The following is a 17,825-nucleotide window of genomic DNA, read 5'->3' as shown; positions in this document are numbered from 1 at the left end:
CATCATCGCAACCCGCTGCGGTGAATTTCTGGTGGCAAGAAATGCCACCGGGTCGGTGCTTTAACTGAAATTGACGGAAAGCTGGCCGCAAATCTTGCGGTCGGACCGGTTGTTATTTCCCGCACGGCTCTAGCCGATTTGCAGGCTGGCTCGCCGCTTGCCATTGACAAGCCATCTTTGCTCCGCCACCTCATGCCGAAACTCCCAAATAAAGGCGGCCGGCATGACCGGATATTTTTCTTCTCCCTTCCCGCGTCGCCGGTCGGTCGGCGTATCGGTCGGCGGCGTGATGGTCGGCGGCGGCGCACCGGTCGTCGTGCAATCGATGACCAACACCGATACCGCCGATGTCGACCAGACCGTCGCCCAGGTCGCGGCGCTGCATCGTGCCGGCTCCGAGATCGTGCGCATCACGGTCGACCGCGACGAGAGCGCGGCGGCGGTTCCGCGCATCCATGAGCGGCTGTTGCGGCTCGGCATCGATGTGCCGCTGGTCGGCGACTTCCACTATATCGGGCACAAGCTGCTCGCCGATCATCCGGCCTGCGCCGAAGCGCTGGCCAAATACCGCATCAATCCGGGCAATGTCGGCTTCAAGGACAAGAAGGACCGCCAGTTCGCCGCGATCGTCGAGATGGCGATCAGATATGACAAACCGGTACGCATCGGCGTCAATTGGGGATCGCTCGACCAGGAGCTTTTGACCCGGCTGATGGACGACAACCAGGCGAAGGGCTCGCCGCTCACCGCGCAGGAAGTCACGCGCGAGGCGATCGTACAGTCGGCGATCCTGTCGGCCGAGATGGCGGAAGAGATCGGGCTTGGCCGCGAAAAGATCATCCTGTCGGCCAAGGTCAGCGGTGTGCAGGACCTGATCGCCGTCTACACCGAGCTTGCCACCCGCTCCGACCATGCGCTGCATCTGGGCCTCACCGAAGCCGGCATGGGCACCAAGGGCATTGTCGCTTCTTCCGCCGCGATGGGCATCCTCTTGCAGCAGGGCATCGGCGACACGATCCGTATTTCGCTGACGCCGGAGCCGAATGGCGACCGCACCCGCGAGGTGCAGGTGTCGCAAGAGCTTCTGCAGACCATGGGCTTCCGGCAGTTCGTGCCGATTGTCGCGGCCTGCCCCGGCTGCGGCCGCACCACCTCCACTGTGTTCCAGGAACTTGCCCAGAGCATCCAGGCCGATATCCGCAAGAACATGCCGGTGTGGCGCGAGAAATATCCCGGCGTCGAGAACCTCAAGGTCGCGGTGATGGGCTGCATCGTCAACGGTCCCGGCGAATCCAAGCACGCCGATATCGGCATATCGCTGCCCGGCACCGGCGAGACGCCGACGGCGCCTGTCTTCATCGACGGCAAGAAGGCTGCTACGCTGCGCGGGCCCTCGATCGCGCAGGATTTCGAGAAGATGGTCGGCGACTATATCGAGCAGCGGTACGGGCACGGCAAAGCCGCCGCGGAATGAACCGATGCGGCGTTTCCTAGAGGCAACGCTGCTCTTGTTTTTCGTGCTGATCGCGGCGACACACGCATTCGCCGATCCGCCGCAGTCGAAGTCGGCCGCCAAGCGCCTGATTTCCCGCGTCTGCGATCTGATCGAGACCCAGGCCCAACAGAACGGGCTGCCCAAGGATTTCTTCGCCCGGCTGATCTGGAAGGAGAGCCGCTTCGATCCGGGCGCGGTGAGCCCGGTCGGCGCCGAAGGCATCGCGCAATTCATGCCGGGCACCGCGAAGATGCGCGGGCTCGCCGATCCCTTCGACATCGGACAGGCCATCCCGGCCTCGGCGAAATATCTCGCCGAGATGAAGGTCAGCTATGGCAATCTCGGGCTCGCGGCCGCGGCCTACAATGCCGGCGAGAACCGCGTGTCGCGCTGGCTGAGCTCGGGCGGCTTCCTGCCAATGGAGACGGAAAGCTATGTCTTCGACGTCATGGGCGAGCCCGTCGACAAGTTCTCGGACAGGTCCTATGCCGGCACCGTCCAGCCGCTCGACCCGAAGATGAGCTTCGCGCTTGCCTGCCGCCGGCTGCCGGTGATCATGTCGCGGACCGTCGCCATGGCTTCGATCAACGTGAAGCCGTGGGGCGTGCAGGTGGCGGGCAATTTCCGCCGCTCGGCGGCGATCGGCCAATGGCTGAGGGTCAAAAGCCGGTTCCCGGCCTTGCTCGCCAGCCGTGATCCGGTGGTGAGCCGGGTGCGCACGCCGATCGGCCGCCGCGGCATCTATGCGGTCAGGATCGGCGCCGACTCGCGTGGCGAGGCCAACGGCATCTGCACCAAGCTGCAAAGCGTCGGCGGCGCCTGCGTGGTGTTGCGCAATCGGTGACGCAACGCCAGGAGAGGGGGCCGCAAGAGGTGCTCGAAACGCGCGAAAGCCGGCGTTGCAGACCGACTGCCCGGACTTGCACGCTGGCAATTCGAACGCGTGCACCGGGGTGTCGCCTACGACCTTGAGCTCGACACCAGCCGGCTGATGCCGGCGAATGCGCCCGCCTCATCCAGCAGCGATTTAAATTGTAGCGACTTGCATTCCTGGCGGGGACGCGAGCTTCCCGGCCGTCAACAACGCCGATAGCCAATTGCTAATGTTGCGACGAGAATCCGCTTGTCAGGGCGGTGGCGTTCAAATCTTATTGCGCTTTGCCATAGTAAGAGCGGGCACAGTGTTTTCCAGGGCGCGTTTTTATTCGGATCATACAGGGGGAGCATCATGCCGGAGGGAATTTCCTTAAAAGGGTGATCGGTGAGCTCGAAACACCGCGCACCAAGCGGCCGTTCGGGTCCGGCTGGCTGTCCGGCTCGATCGCATTGCTTGCGGGCATCACCGCCCTCTTGATGGTCATCGTGTTGCGCTATCCATCGCTGACCTCGATGCCGGATCTGGCTCCGATCCACCAGATGCTGTTCTTCAAGCCGGTCCTCTATTTCGTGCTTATCTCCGGCTACATTCTGGCCATTCTGAGCATGATGCTGCGCAGGGAAAAGACACTTGGCGTGGCGGCGACGGTCACCGTGCTGTTGGCCTCGCTCATCGGCATGCTGCCGGTGCGTCACGAGTTGCGGATCGAGGGGGTGTTCTTCGGTCTCGACTTCTTCATCCTGAACGCCCTGTTCATGGGGGTTTTGTTCGTTCCGCTCGAGCGCATTTTTGCCCGCAACAAGGGCCAGACCGTGTTCCGCGACGAATGGCGCGAGGACCTGTTCTACTATTTGGTCTCGTCGCTGCTGGTGCAAATATTGACCTACCTGACGCTCGCGCCGTCCAATTTCGTCAATGCGCAAGGCGGTCTTGGGTCGGTGCGCGCCTGGGTCCACGATCTGCCTTGGATCGTGCAACTGCTGGCGGTGATGTTCCTGACCGATCTCGCCCAATATTGGGTGCACCGCGCCTTCCATCGCATCCCATTCCTGTGGAATTTCCACGCCGTGCATCATTCAGCCAAGTCGATGGACTGGATCGCCGGCGCGCGGATGCATTTCCTGGAAATCATCGTTCTTCGCAGCCTGACGGCGACGCCGATGTTCGTGCTCGGCTTCGATGAATCGGCGATCCAGGCCTATATCCTGATCGTCTACGTTTATTCGTCCTTCATCCATTCCAACATCGGAACCAGTTTCGGTCCGGTCGAAAAGATGCTCGTGTCGCCTCGCTTCCATCATTGGCATCACGGCCTCGAGAAAGAGGCGATCGACGTCAATTTCGCCATTCATTTCCCGCTGCTCGACCGGCTGTTCGGCACCTATCATCTGCCCGAGGGACGCTGGCCGAAGGGCTATGGCATTCACGGCCATCCGGTGCCGAAAGGATATTGGCGGCAATTCCTGTATCCGTTCCGGCGGGGCTGAAGGCTCGAAAAGAGCTGGTTCAGAGTCGGCGGGACAGCGCCCCCCTCTGTCCTGCCGGACATCTCCCCCACAAGGGGGGGAGATTGGCCGTCACGTTTGCTTTCGCCAATCTCCAACGGACGGACGAAGCGCCGGAACTGCTGATCTCCCCCCTCGTGGGGGAGATGCCCGGCAGGGCAGAGGGGGGCGCGAAGGAACTCGGCGGTGGCCGCCGAACGCACCTGGCGCCTGACGCTTAAGCCGTCTTCGCCGCCACGGTCTCGCTGAGCCAGGTGCCGATCTTGGCGCCGAGGCGGTCGGGCGAGACCGGTTTCGGCAGATAGTCGTCCATGCCTGCCTCGATGCATTTTTCACGGTCGCCCTTGAGCGCATGCGCGGTGACGCCGATGATCGGCGTGTGATCGCCGTTCTGCTCTTCGATGGCGCGGATGGCGCGGGTCGCCTCATAGCCGTTCATCTCCGGCATGGAGACGTCCATCAGCACCAGGCGCGGGCGCAACGAGCGGTACATCTCGACAGCCGTCCGACCATTGCCGGCTATGCGATAGCTGAGGCCAAAACCGTTGAGGATCTGGCCGAAGACCAGCTGGTTCACGTCATTGTCCTCGGCGATCAGGATATCGATCGGGCCGCTCGGCGCTGCCGTCGATTCCGGCGCCGCCGGCAAGGACACCGACGGGCCGCGGATGACGGTGAAGGCCGGCGGGGCCGCCTGGGCCGCGACCGGCTCGCGCACGAAATGCGCCTTGGCGCCTTGCGTGCGCGCCTTCTGGATGGCGGCGATCACGGTGCCCAGCAGCACCGCCGAACGCGCCGGCTTGGTGAGATGCGCGACGATGCCGAAATCGATCACCATGCGGCCGAAATCGACCTGGTCGACCGAGGTGAGCAGCACGACGGGGATGGAGGAGAGGCGGCTGTCGGCGGCGATGGCTCTGGCGACGTCGGCGCCGTTCATGCCGGGCATCTGGTAATCGAGGATGATGCAGTCGACCGAGGCGCCGAGCTGGCAGGCTCGGTCGAGGAAAGCGAGGCCGACCGCGCCGCTTTCGGCGGCCGCGCAGTCGAAGCTCCAGCTTCTGAGCTGCTCCAGCAGGATCTCGCGGTTGACCGGATTGTCGTCGATGACCAGGACACGGGCGCCGGTGACGTCGACCGGCACCAGCTCGTCACGCGCCTGCTGGCTATGCGCCGGCAGCGGCACGGCGAACCAGAACACGGAGCCGCGGCCGATCTCGCTTTCGACGCCGATCTTGCCGCCCATCAGGTCGACAAGCCGGGCGCCGATCGCAAGGCCAAGGCCGGTGCCTTCATGGCGGCGGGTCGAGGAGCCGTCGACCTGGGCAAATTTCTCGAACACGCTTTGCAGTTTTTCGGCCGGGATGCCGATGCCGGTGTCCTCGACGCGGACCTTGAGCTGGACCACACCGTTGACGACATCGCCGCCGACATCGATCAGGACATGGCCCTTCTCGGTGAATTTCACTGCGTTGCCGAGCAGGTTGGTGACGATCTGGCGGAAGCGCCCGGCATCGCCAACGACGAAGGCAGGCAGGCGCGGGTCGACGCGCACGATGAGCTCGAGGTTCTTTTCGGCAACGCGCGCCGACACCAGCGTCGCCACATCCTCGACCGCCTCCGCGAGGCGGAAAGGGGCGGGGTCGAGCGTCAGCTGGCCGGCATTGATCTTCGAGAAATCGAGGATGTCGTTGATGATGGTGAGCAGCGCGTTGCCGGATTTGACGATGACGTCGGTGAAGGTCTTTTGTCGCGGCGTCAGCTCGGTCTTGGCAAGCAGCTCGGCCATGCCGAGAACGCCGTTCATCGGCGTGCGGATCTCATGGCTCATATTGGCAAGGAATTCTGATTTGGCGCGGTCGGCGGCCTCGGCCTTGAACAAAGATGCGGCGGTCTCGGCGAAGGCGCGGCGGATCGCATTCTCCATCGGCCGGAATATCAGAAACGCCGCGATGGCGAGCACGGCGAACAGCAGGCCGCTCGCCCACAGGAGCAGCCGGTCGCTGGAAGCATCGGCGAGGCGGCGCTCCTCGTCGAGCGCGGTGCGCACCTTCACCAGCATCGGCTGGGCGAAAAGGTCGTTCTGGTTACGGATCTCGCGGTAGCTCCACTCGTCGACCTTCTGGGCGACTGCCATCAAGTTGAAGTTGCGCACCATATCGCGCGCCGACCAGAACAGGTCGTCATTGACCGAAGCAGTGTCCAGCGCGTTGACGGTGTTGTTCGACAGGCGCGGCCTGATCGCGGCAAGCTGGGCGTTCAGGATCCCGATCTCGCCCATCAGCCGTTCGGAATGGCCGCGCGCGGCGGTCGCCAACGCATCGCGCGTCTCGCTGCGCCAGGCGGTGCCGGTGGTCTCGGCGAAATTGGTGGCGTTGCGCAGGTCGCGGGCGAAGATGACGAAATTGCCGCTGAGAGCATCGACCTCGTGGCGGTACGAATTCACACGGTTGAGCGCGAACATGACGGCGGCCGAGGCCAGCGCGAAGACAAGCAATCCCGAAATGTAACGGATCCGGATCGACCGGAGGAAGGAAGAATATTCCGGCATGCGCAACCCCAACACATACGCACAATTTTAATGGTCGGGATTACGCTTGATTTACATTAAGATTTCGTTGGAGGGAGGGTGGCCTTGTCGCAGCTTCTGACAAGGCGACGTATCGCTGTCCGTGACAGACAGGGTAAGCGCACTCGAGTTCCGGACAGCGCCTCGAACCGAACGGCAGATCGTCAATCCGATGTATCGGAGAGGATCCCGTTTCCCTTGCGCAGCGTGATCCGCCGTCGAGGATGCTCGTCTCTCGCGGCTTGAAAAATGGCGCGGGCAAGCTGGGCCGTAGCGGCGCGTGCGAGGACCCGTTCGATGACCTCATGGCTGTCAGCGTGCCAGAGTTCGATACGATAGGGCAGCGCTTCGGCCGAACGGGAAGAGTTGGCGCTCCGTGTCATAGACAGGCCCCTGCCTAATTCGCCGGACCGTTCCATCTCGAAACGAAATTGTTCTTGTGCCGCAAGGTGACGTAGCGGTCCGGGTGCTCACGCGTCGCTGCGTAGTAGGCAGCGTAGCCGATGCTGGCATTTGCCGTGACGGCGAGGACTTGTTCGACACCGTTCTTGGCGGCGTTCCACAACTCGACCCTATACGGGAGTTCGTCATGCTCGGCAGAGCCGAGTTCGTGAGAGACGGGATTTTCCTCGTCATCTCCAGGCTCGTTTTCCGGAGCAAAGCTGTACAAATAACCCGGGTTTCTGAGATTGGCTGCGAGAGCGGATGAATATGTCGCCATTGATCCAAGCTCGTTGCTATGCAGGATAGGCACGCTTATGTTGCAGACGTGTCACCGGACGAACTGCCTGATGCGAGCGTAATGCGGGTTCGACAATGCCACTGACCACAGCCGACGCGCAACATCTTTCCGACAGCCGCCGCCTCGAACTCTTCATCGACGCTGTCGCCGACTACGCGATCTACACCCTCGATGCAGATGGCCTCATCACCAGCTGGAATGCCGGCGCCGAGAAGATAAAGGGCTACGCGGCTTCGGAAGTCCTGGGGCAGCATTTTTCCCGATTTTTCACAGTCGAAGATCAGGCGAATGGGGTTCCGAGCAGGATGCTTGCCGCGGCAAAGGCGGAGGGAAGATACGAGGCCGAAGGATGGCGGGTGCGCAAGGACGGAACCAGGTTCTGGTCGAGCGGCCTTGTTCAACGGGTACTGGACCGCAACGGCGTTCTTTTGGGTTACGCGAAGATCACGCGCGACATCACCGAGCGCGTCGCCGCGCATCAGTCGCTGCTGCAGAGCGAGCGACGCTTCCGCATCCTTGTCGACGGCGTGACCGACTATGCCATCTACATGCTCGATCCAAGCGGCATTGTCACCAATTGGAACGCCGGCGCCGAGCGGCTGAAAGGCTACGCTGCCGAGGAAATCGTGGGCCAGCATTTCTCCAAATTCTATACCCGTGAAGAACGCGCAAAAGGCACGCCGCTCCGCGTCCTCGAAGCAGCCGTGCAGAACGGGCGATATGAAGGCGAGGGTTGGCGCGTACGCAAGGACGGCAGCCGTTTCTGGGCATCGGTTGTCGTTACCCCGATCCATAACGACGCAGGCCGACTCGAAGGATTCGCCAAGGTCACGCGCGACATCACCGAACGCCGTGCGGCGCACGAAGCCTTGCGCCAAAGCGAGCGCCAGTTCCGCCTTCTGGTGAGCGGCGTGACCGACTATGCGCTCTTGATGCTTGACCCCAACGGGCTGGTGACCAGTTGGAACGCCGGCGCGGAGCGCATCAAGGGCTATGCGGCCGAAGAAATCATCGGTCAGCACTTCTCCCGGTTTTACACGGAGCACGACCGCGCCGCCGGTTTACCTGGCCGCGCGCTCTATACGGCAACACGGGATGGACGCTTCGAGACCGAGGGCCATCGCGTCCGTAAGGACGGGACGCTGTTCTGGGCGAATGTCGTGATCGATCCGATCCGCGACGAGCGGGGAGAGCTGATCGGTTTCGCCAAGATCACGCGCGACATCACCGATCGACGCGATGCTGAGATCGCACTCCGGCAGGCGCAAGCGCAACGCGTTCATACGCAGAAAATGGATGCGCTCGGCCAACTGACCGGCAGCATCGTGCATGATTTCAACAATCTGCTGACGGTGGTCGAAAGCTTTGTTCGACTGGGCAAGAAGGTCGGTGCCGATCCCGAAATGAAGCGCGCGACCGAATCCGTGGAGCTTGCGCTCCAGCGCGGCGCCGCATTGACACGCCAGTTGCTGGCCTTCTCGCGCAAGCAGGCTGCCCGCGCCGAGGTCGTCTCGCTGGCAGAGCGCGTGGAAGCCGTCCGCGCAATGATAGCGGGCTCCATGCGCAAATCGGTGAAATTGGTCGCCGCTGTCGGACCCGAAACCTGGCCAGTCAAGGTCGACCCCGGCGAACTGGAGCTTGGTCTCGTCAACATTGCCTTCAACGCGCGGGACGCCATGCCAGACGGTGGCCTGGTAACGATAACGGCGGAGAACGTGCTGTTGTCGAGCGAGGATAACGCAGCCGGCCTGCAAGGTGAATTCGTCGCGTTGCGGGTGACCGACACAGGCATCGGCATTGCGGCAGACGTGCTTCCGCAGGTTTTCGAACCGTTCTTCACGACCAAAGGGCCCGAGAAGGGTACAGGTCTCGGCCTCGCCCAGGTCTACGGCTTGGCGCAGCAGTCCGGCGGCGCGGTCACAATTGAAAGCGAAGTCGGCAAGGGCACGACGGTGACGATCTATCTGCCCCGGGCCGATATGGCAGTCGCCGCGCAGAGCGCCGAGCCGGAACAGCCGGCCAGCGCGAATGTGGTGCGGTTGAGGACAAAGGGCCGTTTTGCCGATGATCAAGACTGATGACGTCGCCGCCGATGCTGTGAGGTGACGACGAGAGAGCGGTATCGGGCGGCCACGACCGCAATGATCGCCAGGTGAAGCAGGATCGCGAGAGCTGCGCCGATCAATTGCGGGACAAAACCTCCCGTCCGGCCGATCATCCAGATCGTGGCGACGCTCAGCGGCAAAAACAAAATGACGCTGGTGACGAGGCCGGGATTGTATTTGCCGAGCCGCGCCGATGTGACGAGGTGCGCGAGCGCGTTGACGATCATGACATACGGGGCAACCAGGCCCCAGGCGGGTCCCCACAGGAATGCCGCATAAAGAGCCAGCAGGTTGATGCCCCAGACAAACGGCAGGTTGATGACGAGAACCGAGGCGACGGTAAGAGCGTCACGGCCGCCGAAAACATTTTCGTTCGCGAATTTGCGGAATCGGTCGCCGGCGTGCTCTTCGACCTGATGGACCATGTAAAACGGGCTGTGCAGGAAGATCAGGAACACCGGCAGCGGAAGCGATAAGACCGGCGCGGCCGCTATGAGCGATGCTGCCATGAACCCTGCGCCGATGACCCAATAATCGGCCAGCCAGGCTTTCAGCTTAAGCATTGGTTCCCCGCCTCCTCAGTCAGCGATCCTGCACGAATGGACGCGCATCGCCAGAACTATTCAAGTGCGTGGACGCCGTGGCGCTACTTGACCATGTCGCATATTGACTGCCGCGACCGCCCCTGAGACAGTCAATGGAAGATGCGCGCCTCCAAAACTTGGCACCCCGCTGGCTCGGCCACCCGTTGCGGCGTCTGGCCTTTCGCCATGGATCAGAGGTGGAACGCGAGCATGAGAAGCGGCCGTGAGCGAACCTATACAGCGGATAGTTGAGACCAACGGCATCCGCCTCAATATCGCGGAGCAGGGCGAAGGGCCGGTGGTGCTTTTGTGCCATGGCTTCCCTGAATCCTGGTATTCCTGGCGGCATCAGCTGGGCGCGCTCGCAGCGGCGGGCTTCCGTGCCGTCGCCCCCGACATGCGAGGCTACGGCAAGAGCGACCGGCCGGAAGCGATCGACCAATACACGCTCTTTCATCTGGTCGGCGACATGGTGGGTCTTCTCGACGCCCTCGAGGTCCCCAGCGCCGTCATCGTCGGCCACGACTGGGGTGCGGTGGTGGCCTGGCATGCCGCGCTGCTACGGCCGGACCGCTTCCATGCCGTCGTCGGCCTCAGCGTGCCGTTCCGGCCGCGCGGCAATGCGCGTCCGACCAGCCTCATGCCGCGAACGGCGGAGTCCCAGTTCTACCAGCTCTATTTCCAGCAACCCGGCATTGCCGAGGCGGAGCTGGAACGGGACCCTCGGGCCACGGTGCGCGCCATGCTTTACGCGGTGTCGGGAGACGCTTCGGATGGCGGCGCCAGAATTGCCATGGTCCCGCACGGCGGAGGTCTCCTGCAGGCCGCCGAGGTTCCTGCAAGTCTGCCGCACTGGCTCAGCGAAAGCGACAGCGATTTCTACGCCGGCGAGTTCCAGCGCACCGGCTTTGCCGGAGGTCTCAACTGGTACCGCAACATCGACCGGAACTGGGAACTGATGGCGCCCTTTGCCGGCGCGCGGATCAAGGTTCCCGCTCTCTACGCAGCGGGCGACCGCGACCTTGTGGTCGCCTTCCCCGGCATGGATCAACTGTTGGCCAATCTCAGGAACTTCGTCCCACAAATCCGCGATACGCTGATGCTGCCCGGCTGCGGGCATTGGACCCAGCAGGAGCGCCCAGACGAGGTCAACGCCGCGATGATCGATTTTCTGCGGAGCTTGCCGAACCGGGGCTGATCCAAGGGAAAGCGAGTATCGGCTCCGACACGGAAAGCTGGGCGTGCCGCTCGGCAAGCGACTCGCCCGGTTCAAGTCAGGCACTATCCTCGGCCCGGTAAGCGTCGGGAAGAATGAAGACCTCGTCGGCGCGGCCATAGCCTCCGTCGGGAACTTCTTCGATCAGCACCATGGTGTAGGGGCGTACACCTTCGCCGAAATAGTCGACGAACATCTGCGTGGTCTTGTGGACGAGGTCTTCCTTCTGCGCCTTTGAGAGAGCGGCCTCGGGCATCTTGAAGTTGGCAAAGGGCATTCCAGGTTCCTTCCGGTGGATTTCGGCTCTGGATGAAGGGCCGGGGCGGCGTCAGCGAACGGACCGATGATGTCCGTTCGTTGTCCTGGAGCGGATATAGACTGCTGCGGATGCCGGATAATCACCCGGCCATCGACAGCAGTATTCGAACATAGCGAACAATCGGAGCTGTTGTCGGCTTCGGCAATTGCCGCCCGCCGCGCCACAGTTCAGCTGCTGCGCGTCGCCACGAAGGTCGCCGCTTGCTTGAGCAGCTCAGCCCGCTCGCCATAGGGCTCAAGCAGGGCATGCGCCTGGTCGATGAGGCCGTGGAGCTGACCGCGCGCCCAGTCTGGACCGTGCAGTGCTGCGAGCGTCGCCTTGCCGGCGGCCGCATCCTTGTTCGTCGCTTTGCCCATCTGCTTTGCGTCGGCGGTCAGGTCGAGCAGGTCGTCGGCGAGCTGGAAGGCAAGGCCGATCGCCGAGCCGAACTCCGCTAGCCGCTCGCGGTCGGCAGCAGGCGCGCCGGCGACGATCGCGCCGGCCTCGCAGGCGAAGCGGATCAGCGCGCCCGTCTTCATCGCCTGCAGGGTGATGATCCCCGCCTCGTCCGGCCGTTCGCGCTCCGCTTCCAGGTCCAGCATCTGGCCGCCGACCATGCCGCCGGCACCGGCCGCGCGGGCAAGGGCGAGAACCAGGGTGGCGCGGCGCTCCGCCGCCAGCAACGTCGCGTCGTCGGCGACGACGTCGAAGGCCAAGGTCAGCAACGCGTCGCCGGCGAGGACCGCGGTCGCCTCGTCGAAGGCCCTGTGCACCGTCGGCTGGCCGCGCCTCAAATCGTCGTCGTCCATGGAAGGCAGGTCGTCATGGATAAGCGAGTAGCAATGCACGCATTCGAGCGCCGCGGCGACGCGCAGCGCCGCCTCGCTATCGGCCGAAAACAGCGCGGCACTTTCCATGACCAGAAATGGCCGCAGCCGCTTGCCGCCATTGAGCACGCCATGGCGCATGGCCGCCATCAGGCGCTCCGGCCGCACGATCTCACTGGTGAGCGGACGCGCGTCGAGGATCCGCCGCAGCTCGGTCTCGACCGCGGCGGCGCGCATGAAAAGCGCGGATTCGAAGGCGATCTGGTCGTCTTTGCCCATGGCCGGGACCGGTAGCCGACACTCAGACATTGCGCAAGCAGGCTCGCGCCTTTATGCCGGAGGAGGCGAGGCACGGGTGGACGGCTTGACGGAACCGATCGTCGACTATGAAAGCGAAGGGCTGGACATGGCGCGACGTCGGCGCCTGAACCGCGCCGGTCTCAAGCGGCTTGGCCGGCGTTGCCTGGTCGTGGCGCTCGTGCTGGCGGTCATACCGGTCGTGCTCACCTTCCTTTATCTGCCATTTTTCGTGCATCCGGTCTCGACGCTGATGCTGAAGGACCTCGTGACTTTTTCCAGCTACGACCGGCGCTGGGTTTCGATCGATGACGTGGCGCCGGTGCTGGCGCATTCGGTGATCATGTCGGAGGACGGGCAGTTCTGCTTTCATCGCGGCGTCGATCTGGGCGAGTTGCGCGGCGTGGTCGACGACGCGCTGGCCGGCGAGGCGACGCGCGGCGCCTCCACCATCACCATGCAGACGGTGAAGAACCTTTTTCTGTGGTCGCGCCCATTGGGCAGCGTGCGCAAGGTGGTCGAGCTGCCCCTGGCCGTCTATTTCGATGCTGTGATGTCGAAGCGGCGGATCATGGAAATCTATCTCAACATCGCCGAATGGGGGCCGGGCATCTACGGCATCGAGGCTGCCGCCAGGCATCATTTCGGCGTCTCTGCCAAGCAATTGTCGCGCCGGCAGGCGGCGCTGCTTGCCGTCAGCCTGCCCAACCCGATCGCGCGCAATCCCGCCAGGCCGGGGCCGGGCCTGCGGCGGCTGGCCTCGCTGATCGAGCGGCGCGCGAGCAGGTCAGCCGCCTATGTCGGCTGCCTTGACTAGGTGCATCGATATTCAAGTGAGCCCGGCCTGCGAACGGCGGCTACCTGCGCTTCCGGTGCTCACGTACTTTCAGTACGCTCCGCTCCGGTTCTCGGTGGCCACCGTTCTCGGCTCGGCCTGACTTGAATCTCGACACACCTAGTTCCTGTCCTCCTGCGGCAAAAAAATTCGCGCCGGCGCTGGCCAAAACGGCGCAAGGCGTGTATAGGCACCCGACTTTCTCAGATTATGGCCTCGATGCGGCCCTTTCGCGAGGGTTGCCGGGGCATTTTGACCATGTAGTGGAGCATATCCATGGCCGTTCCAAAAAGAAAAACCTCTCCGTCGAAGCGCGGCATGCGCCGCTCGGCCGACGCGCTCAAGGCCCCGACCTATGTCGAGGACAAGAATTCCGGCGAAATGCGCCGCCCGCACCACATCGACCTGAAGACCGGCATGTATCGCGGCCGCCAGGTTCTTGAGCCGAAGGAAAGCTGAGAAGCTTCCGCGGTTCGTGACGTTTCAAAAGACCGGCCTCTGGCCGGTCTTTTTGCGTGCGACCCTTGGCTGATGGAGGCCTGGATCTCGCAGGCTGCAGAAAAGCCGGTCAACCGGCTGACATTGTTATTTCATTAGGTCTTAGAGCGTGTTCGCCGCCGCCGGCAAAAAGCCTTGACGGCGCGCCTGCCGCGGATTTTACAAAAGGGGTGCCCATGGAGTCGCCCAGATGTTCGGTGCCATCCCGCTGCTGATCGTGCCCTTCGTACTCTACAATCTCGGTCTGCTGGGATTGTTCGGCGGCGGCGACGATCCCTGGACGACTGAGATGTTCTCTTTCCGCATGATGTCGGGCGGCGTGTTCTCGATGACGCTCGGTGGCCTGATGGTGCTGATCGGGCTGATCTTCCTGTTCGTCGAGATATCGAAATCGGTGCGCACCACCAATGCCTCGATCCTCGATCACCTTTTGTCGACGCTGGTCTTCATCGCCTTCCTGGTCGAATTCCTGCTGGTGAAGGGCGCGGCGCACTCCGTCTTCTTCACGCTGATGGTCATCGCGCTGTTCGACGTGCTGGCCGGCTTCTCGGTGTCGATGCGGTCGGCGAGCCGGGATATAAACTTAAATTGACGTTGCCTCAGCCTTTCGCGCGACCACTGCCTCATAGGCAGCGCGCAGTTGCTGGCGCACGGTCGGCGTGCCCGGCGGCGTCTTGGATGGTGCGCCCAGATGCTCGTGACGCAGTTCGTCCATGAATTGGTCCCATAGCGGCGGACCGCCCTTTTCGAGCAGCTCGGCTCGGATCGACAATTCTTCCGTGACCGGCAGCCAGACGCGTCCCCAGGCCCCGAGCTGCGCCAGGATGGGCACCAGCGTGATCGCCATCTCGGTCAGGCTGTAGATCGCCTTCTGCTTGTGACTGGGGTCGTCGGCCTTGGTCAGCAGACCGAGCTCCATCAGCCGCTTCAGCCGGTCGGCCAGGATGTTGGAGGCGATGCCTTCCAGCGAGCCGTTGAGCAACTCGCGGAAATGGCGCCTGCCGCCAAAGATCATGTCGCGCAAGATGATCAGGCTCCAGCGGTCGCCAAAGACTTCGAGCGACAGATTGATCGGGCAGCCGGACCGACGGTCGATGCTCATGGCACTCTCCAGAAAACCAGTTGCATTATGATATCGGTTTGATTATCGTGCAACTGATTGCAAAATGCAATCGGATAGGAGGAGCAGATGACCACCGCAGCGCAGCGCCCCGACATCGTTTCGGAAAGCTTCGGCAGTCCGAAAAATCCAGCGATTCTTTTGATCATGGGCGCCATGGCTTCGATGCTGTGGTGGCCGGAAGCCTTCTGCCGGCAACTTGCCGAGCGCGGCCGCTTCGTCATCCGCTACGACAACCGCGACACCGGCCTGTCGACGAAATATCCACCGGGCGCGCCGTCCTACACGTTCGAGGACATGGTGGACGACGCCATGCGCGTGCTCGACGACCATGGCGTCACCAGAGCGCATGTCGCCGGCATGTCGATGGGCGGCATGCTCGCGCAGAGCGTGGCGCTGAAATATCCCGAACGCGTCAGCGCGCTCACCGTGATCTCCTGTTCGCCGCTCGGCGTCGATACGTCCGCCCTGCCCGGAACGACCGAAGCCTACAAGCAGCACTCGGCCGAAGGCGGCAACGTCGACTGGTCGAAGCGGGAGCAGGTGCTCGACTTCATGGTCAAGGATGCCCGTGCCATTGCCAGCACTCGCCATCCGTTCGATGAGGGGCGGACGCGCAAGATGATCGAGGAGGATTACGACCGCTCCGGCGGTCTCGCCAGCGCGACCAACCATTTCCTGCTCAAAGGCGGCGGCTCGCAGCGGACGGTGCGGGATCTTCGCGTGCCGTTGCTCGTCATCCACGGCACCGCCGATCCGCTCTTCCCGATCGAGCATGGCCAAGCTTTGGCCGAAGCCGTTCCTGGCGCGAGGCTGGTCAAGGTCGAAGGCGGTGGCCACGAACTGCATCGCAACGACTGGCCACAGATCGTCGAAGCCATCGCCGCACACGGCTAGCGCCGGCAAGACGCCGGCTTGACTCGAGCCGTCCGCGACAATAGTGAAGTAGTTACTTCAGTATCGATTATCCGAATGCGAAAGAGAGCCGGAATGTCCCTGACGCTGCATTTCCACCCGCTGGCCTCGTTCTGCTGGAAGCCGCTGATCGCGCTTTACGAGAACGACACGCCATTCGAGCCGGTCATTGTCGACCTCGGCGACGAGGCTTCCCGCGCCGCATTCCTGAAAGTGTCGCCGACCGGCAAGATGCCGGCGCTGCGTGACGATGCGCGGGACCGCACGGTGCTGGAATCGACCATCGTCGTCGAATATCTCGCCGCGCATTACCCCGGGCCGGTCGAGCTCATTCCCGCCGATATCGATCTCGCCCTGCAGGTCCGCCAGGCAGACCGCTTCTACGATTTCTACGTGCAGCATCAGAAGATCGTCGGCGACAGGCTGCGGCCGACGGACAAGACCGATCCGTTCGGGGTCGAGGAGGCCCGCGCGCAGCTGGGCAACTCCTACGCCATTGTCGACGAGGAGATGGCGGCAAGGACCTGGGCCGTAGGCGAAAGCTTCACCATGGCCGACTGCGCCGCCTCGCCGGCGCTGTTCTACGCCAACAAGGTCGAGCCCTTCGGCGAAAAATTCCCGGCCTTGAAACGCTACCACGACCGGCGGCTCGCGCGCCCGTCCTTCGCCCGGGTGATCGAGGAAGCGAGACCTTATTTCAAGCTCTTTCCGTACAATAACGGCTAGAGCGAGATGCTCCACGATCCCGCCCAGCTCGACCTGATGTTCCAGGCGCTCGCCGACCCGGCGCGGCGGCAGATGGTGGACCGTCTGTCGCGCGGGCCGGCTTCGGTCAGCCAGCTTGCTGAACCGTTAGCGATGTCGTTGTCGGCCGTCGTCCAGCATCTCAACGTGCTTGAGGCAAGCGGCTTGGTGCGGACCGAAAAGCTTGGCCGGGTGCGGACCTGCCGGATCGAGCCGCAGGCGCTTCGGGCCGTCGAGCACTGGATCAACGAGCGGCGGCTTGCCTGGGAGCGTCGGCTCGACCGCCTCGGCGATTTCCTCGCTGAAACGAAAGATGAAACCTGAAGGGTCCCGTCATGAGCGAACGATCCGTCGTCCATTCCACCTTCGTCATCGAGCGCGTCTATCCGGCGGCGCCGGAGAAGGTCTATTTCGCGCTGAGCGATCCGACGGCGAAGAAGCGCTGGTTCTTTGACCCCGACAACCCCATGCCCAGCCGGCATGAGATGGATTTTCGGGTCGGCGGCAAGGAAGTGAATGCCGGCTGTCCCAGCGACGGACAGATGCATTTCTACAACGCGATCTATCACGATATCGTGCCCAACCGGCGCATCGTCTACAGCTATGAGCTTCTGTTCGGCGGAACCCGAGTCTCCGTGTCGCTTGCGACGATCGAGCTCATCGCCGAAGGCAAGGGAACGCGGCTCATCCTGACGGAACAGGGCGCCTTTTTCGACGGCATCGACTCACCGGCCACCCGCGAGCACGGCACCGGCGAATTGCTCGACGCGCTCGGGACGGCACTGGGAGCTGAGGGCTCCGGCCAAAGCGCATCGCGCTTTGGGTCTTGACGCCTGTCGTTGTCTCAGAACCGCTGCACACTTCTGAGCGACATGCATCAAACGCCAAAGGCTATTCCCCAGGCGCCGTTTCCCAGAACTGGTCGAGCCAGATATTGAGCCTGAGGAAGCCGGCGCTGCTGACAGTATAGACGCGCCTTGTGCCTTCGGGCTTGGCGTTGACCAGGCCGGCGTCCAGCAGGACCTTCAGATGCTGGGAAACCGCCGGGCGTGAGACGGGCAATCCGGCGGCCAATTCGTTCACCGTCTTTGGGCCGCGCCGGAGTTCTTCCAAGAGATAGCGCCGGTTGGGATCGGCTATCGCCATAAAGGCGTCAGAAAACATCATGCCTTTATTTGTGAGGCAAAGTCTCGCGAAT

Annotated in this window: 21 protein-coding genes; 13 read left to right on the top strand and 8 right to left on the bottom strand. The window is 63.0% G+C overall.

All coding sequences use genetic code 11. The features are described 5' to 3' along the window. Positions 1-223 precede the first annotated feature (223 nt). From ispG to LB520_RS07585, 4 genes are all read left to right on the top strand, one after another. A complete protein-coding gene (ispG, locus tag LB520_RS07600; protein WP_140841545.1) occupies positions 224-1,474 on the top strand; it encodes a flavodoxin-dependent (E)-4-hydroxy-3-methylbut-2-enyl-diphosphate synthase in 1,251 nt (416 codons plus the stop codon). A gap of 4 nt (positions 1,475-1,478) precedes the next feature. Further along, positions 1,479-2,339, top strand: a complete 861-nt coding sequence (locus LB520_RS07595; RefSeq protein ID WP_224637036.1) for a lytic transglycosylase domain-containing protein — start codon at positions 1,479-1,481, stop codon at positions 2,337-2,339. A 66-nt stretch (positions 2,340-2,405) separates the two neighbouring features. Beyond that, on the top strand, positions 2,406-2,588 hold the full coding sequence (locus LB520_RS07590) for a phosphotransferase-like protein (protein ID WP_224637220.1): 183 nt from the start codon (positions 2,406-2,408) through the stop codon (positions 2,586-2,588). Positions 2,589-2,749: 161 nt separating this feature from the next. After that, positions 2,750-3,859 (top strand): sterol desaturase family protein, encoded by a 1,110-nt coding sequence (locus tag LB520_RS07585; RefSeq protein WP_224637035.1) that lies wholly within the window; start codon positions 2,750-2,752, stop codon positions 3,857-3,859. Positions 3,860-4,094: 235 nt separating this feature from the next. On the opposite strand, the gene LB520_RS07580 is transcribed toward LB520_RS07585, so the two are convergent. The 3 genes from LB520_RS07580 to LB520_RS07570 all read right to left on the bottom strand — a co-directional run bounded on the left by LB520_RS07580 (position 4,095) and on the right by LB520_RS07570 (position 7,167). Next, complete coding sequence (locus LB520_RS07580; protein ID WP_224637034.1) at positions 4,095-6,428, bottom strand: response regulator; 2,334 nt, start codon at positions 6,426-6,428, stop codon at positions 4,095-4,097. A 182-nt stretch (positions 6,429-6,610) separates the two neighbouring features. Next, positions 6,611-6,829 (bottom strand): hypothetical protein, encoded by a 219-nt coding sequence (locus LB520_RS07575; protein ID WP_224611154.1) that lies wholly within the window; start codon positions 6,827-6,829, stop codon positions 6,611-6,613. 14 nt (positions 6,830-6,843) lie between these two features. Further along, entirely contained in the window at positions 6,844-7,167 is a 324-nt protein-coding gene (locus tag LB520_RS07570) for a hypothetical protein (protein WP_224545567.1), read from the bottom strand. Between the two features lie 95 nt (positions 7,168-7,262). Here LB520_RS07570 and LB520_RS07560 point away from each other — a divergent pair, with 95 nt between their 5' ends. After that, positions 7,263-9,266 (top strand): PAS domain-containing sensor histidine kinase, encoded by a 2,004-nt coding sequence (locus tag LB520_RS07560; protein WP_224633406.1) that lies wholly within the window; start codon positions 7,263-7,265, stop codon positions 9,264-9,266. On the opposite strand, the gene LB520_RS07555 is transcribed toward LB520_RS07560, so the two are convergent. Beyond that, the gene (locus tag LB520_RS07555; protein ID WP_224637033.1) at positions 9,257-9,856 is read right to left on the bottom strand and encodes an HXXEE domain-containing protein; all 600 of its coding nucleotides are present in this window, start codon (positions 9,854-9,856) and stop codon (positions 9,257-9,259) included. The genes LB520_RS07560 and LB520_RS07555 overlap by 10 nt on opposite strands. A 244-nt stretch (positions 9,857-10,100) precedes the next feature. Between LB520_RS07555 and LB520_RS07550 the strand changes: the two genes are divergently transcribed. Beyond that, entirely contained in the window at positions 10,101-11,075 is a 975-nt protein-coding gene (locus LB520_RS07550) for an alpha/beta fold hydrolase (protein WP_224637032.1), read from the top strand. A gap of 76 nt (positions 11,076-11,151) precedes the next feature. Here the strand turns inward: LB520_RS07550 and LB520_RS07545 are convergent, their stop codons facing one another. Both LB520_RS07545 and LB520_RS07540 read right to left on the bottom strand, forming a co-directional pair. Next, positions 11,152-11,370: a tautomerase family protein gene (locus LB520_RS07545; RefSeq protein WP_224611148.1), complete on the bottom strand. Its 219-nt coding sequence runs from the start codon at positions 11,368-11,370 to the stop codon at positions 11,152-11,154. A gap of 209 nt (positions 11,371-11,579) precedes the next feature. Next, on the bottom strand, positions 11,580-12,497 hold the full coding sequence (locus tag LB520_RS07540) for a polyprenyl synthetase family protein (RefSeq protein ID WP_411969863.1): 918 nt from the start codon (positions 12,495-12,497) through the stop codon (positions 11,580-11,582). A 76-nt stretch (positions 12,498-12,573) separates the two neighbouring features. Between LB520_RS07540 and LB520_RS07535 the strand changes: the two genes are divergently transcribed. The 3 genes from LB520_RS07535 to LB520_RS07525 all read left to right on the top strand — a co-directional run bounded on the left by LB520_RS07535 (position 12,574) and on the right by LB520_RS07525 (position 14,440). Continuing rightward, positions 12,574-13,332 carry a transglycosylase domain-containing protein gene (locus LB520_RS07535; RefSeq protein ID WP_224637031.1) on the top strand — a complete coding sequence of 253 codons (759 nt, stop codon included), beginning with the start codon at positions 12,574-12,576 and terminating at the stop codon, positions 13,330-13,332. A 294-nt stretch (positions 13,333-13,626) separates the two neighbouring features. Next, positions 13,627-13,809: a 50S ribosomal protein L32 gene (rpmF, locus tag LB520_RS07530; RefSeq protein ID WP_006203806.1), complete on the top strand. Its 183-nt coding sequence runs from the start codon at positions 13,627-13,629 to the stop codon at positions 13,807-13,809. A gap of 229 nt (positions 13,810-14,038) precedes the next feature. Next, the gene (locus LB520_RS07525) at positions 14,039-14,440 is read left to right on the top strand and encodes a hypothetical protein (RefSeq protein ID WP_140545089.1); all 402 of its coding nucleotides are present in this window, start codon (positions 14,039-14,041) and stop codon (positions 14,438-14,440) included. On the opposite strand, the gene LB520_RS07520 is transcribed toward LB520_RS07525, so the two are convergent. After that, complete coding sequence (locus tag LB520_RS07520; protein WP_224637029.1) at positions 14,432-14,950, bottom strand: winged helix-turn-helix transcriptional regulator; 519 nt, start codon at positions 14,948-14,950, stop codon at positions 14,432-14,434. The genes LB520_RS07525 and LB520_RS07520 overlap by 9 nt on opposite strands. A gap of 87 nt (positions 14,951-15,037) precedes the next feature. Between LB520_RS07520 and LB520_RS07515 the strand changes: the two genes are divergently transcribed. The 4 genes from LB520_RS07515 (at position 15,038) to LB520_RS07500 (ending at position 17,457) form a co-directional block, all read left to right on the top strand. Further along, positions 15,038-15,865 (top strand): alpha/beta fold hydrolase, encoded by an 828-nt coding sequence (locus LB520_RS07515; protein ID WP_224637027.1) that lies wholly within the window; start codon positions 15,038-15,040, stop codon positions 15,863-15,865. A gap of 93 nt (positions 15,866-15,958) precedes the next feature. Further along, entirely contained in the window at positions 15,959-16,609 is a 651-nt protein-coding gene (locus tag LB520_RS07510) for a glutathione S-transferase family protein (protein ID WP_224637025.1), read from the top strand. Between the two features lie 6 nt (positions 16,610-16,615). Continuing rightward, positions 16,616-16,951, top strand: a complete 336-nt coding sequence (locus tag LB520_RS07505; RefSeq protein WP_224637023.1) for an ArsR/SmtB family transcription factor — start codon at positions 16,616-16,618, stop codon at positions 16,949-16,951. Between the two features lie 11 nt (positions 16,952-16,962). Further along, positions 16,963-17,457 carry an SRPBCC family protein gene (locus LB520_RS07500; RefSeq protein ID WP_224637022.1) on the top strand — a complete coding sequence of 165 codons (495 nt, stop codon included), beginning with the start codon at positions 16,963-16,965 and terminating at the stop codon, positions 17,455-17,457. 61 nt (positions 17,458-17,518) lie between these two features. Here LB520_RS07500 and LB520_RS07495 read toward each other — a convergent pair whose 3' ends face one another. Then, on the bottom strand, positions 17,519-17,794 hold the full coding sequence (locus LB520_RS07495) for an ArsR/SmtB family transcription factor (RefSeq protein ID WP_140841513.1): 276 nt from the start codon (positions 17,792-17,794) through the stop codon (positions 17,519-17,521). Positions 17,795-17,825 lie beyond the last annotated feature (31 nt).

This window comes from Mesorhizobium sp. CA12 (assembly GCF_020165255.1).
Lineage (GTDB): Bacteria > Pseudomonadota > Alphaproteobacteria > Rhizobiales > Rhizobiaceae > Mesorhizobium.
The sequence above is the reverse complement of the archived record's forward strand: the minus strand, read 5'-3'. Positions and strand labels throughout refer to the sequence as shown.

Excerpts from the sequence above, each read along its gene's own strand:
- ispG (WP_140841545.1), top strand. The coding sequence starts at position 224 with ATGACCGGATATTTTTCTTCTCCCTTCCCGCGTCGCCGGTCGGTCGGC.
- LB520_RS07595 (WP_224637036.1), top strand. The coding sequence starts at position 1,479 with ATGCGGCGTTTCCTAGAGGCAACGCTGCTCTTGTTTTTCGTGCTGATC.
- LB520_RS07580 (WP_224637034.1), bottom strand. The coding sequence starts at position 6,428 with ATGCCGGAATATTCTTCCTTCCTCCGGTCGATCCGGATCCGTTACATT.
- LB520_RS07575 (WP_224611154.1), bottom strand. The coding sequence starts at position 6,829 with ATGACACGGAGCGCCAACTCTTCCCGTTCGGCCGAAGCGCTGCCCTAT.
- LB520_RS07570 (WP_224545567.1), bottom strand. The coding sequence starts at position 7,167 with ATGGCGACATATTCATCCGCTCTCGCAGCCAATCTCAGAAACCCGGGT.
- LB520_RS07560 (WP_224633406.1), top strand. The coding sequence starts at position 7,263 with ATGCCACTGACCACAGCCGACGCGCAACATCTTTCCGACAGCCGCCGC.
- LB520_RS07555 (WP_224637033.1), bottom strand. The coding sequence starts at position 9,856 with ATGCTTAAGCTGAAAGCCTGGCTGGCCGATTATTGGGTCATCGGCGCA.
- LB520_RS07545 (WP_224611148.1), bottom strand. The coding sequence starts at position 11,370 with ATGCCCTTTGCCAACTTCAAGATGCCCGAGGCCGCTCTCTCAAAGGCG.
- LB520_RS07540 (WP_411969863.1), bottom strand. The coding sequence starts at position 12,497 with ATGGGCAAAGACGACCAGATCGCCTTCGAATCCGCGCTTTTCATGCGC.
- rpmF (WP_006203806.1), top strand. The coding sequence starts at position 13,627 with ATGGCCGTTCCAAAAAGAAAAACCTCTCCGTCGAAGCGCGGCATGCGC.
- LB520_RS07525 (WP_140545089.1), top strand. The coding sequence starts at position 14,039 with ATGTTCGGTGCCATCCCGCTGCTGATCGTGCCCTTCGTACTCTACAAT.
- LB520_RS07520 (WP_224637029.1), bottom strand. The coding sequence starts at position 14,950 with ATGAGCATCGACCGTCGGTCCGGCTGCCCGATCAATCTGTCGCTCGAA.
- LB520_RS07515 (WP_224637027.1), top strand. The coding sequence starts at position 15,038 with ATGACCACCGCAGCGCAGCGCCCCGACATCGTTTCGGAAAGCTTCGGC.
- LB520_RS07510 (WP_224637025.1), top strand. The coding sequence starts at position 15,959 with ATGTCCCTGACGCTGCATTTCCACCCGCTGGCCTCGTTCTGCTGGAAG.
- LB520_RS07505 (WP_224637023.1), top strand. The coding sequence starts at position 16,616 with ATGCTCCACGATCCCGCCCAGCTCGACCTGATGTTCCAGGCGCTCGCC.
- LB520_RS07500 (WP_224637022.1), top strand. The coding sequence starts at position 16,963 with ATGAGCGAACGATCCGTCGTCCATTCCACCTTCGTCATCGAGCGCGTC.
- LB520_RS07495 (WP_140841513.1), bottom strand. The coding sequence starts at position 17,794 with ATGATGTTTTCTGACGCCTTTATGGCGATAGCCGATCCCAACCGGCGC.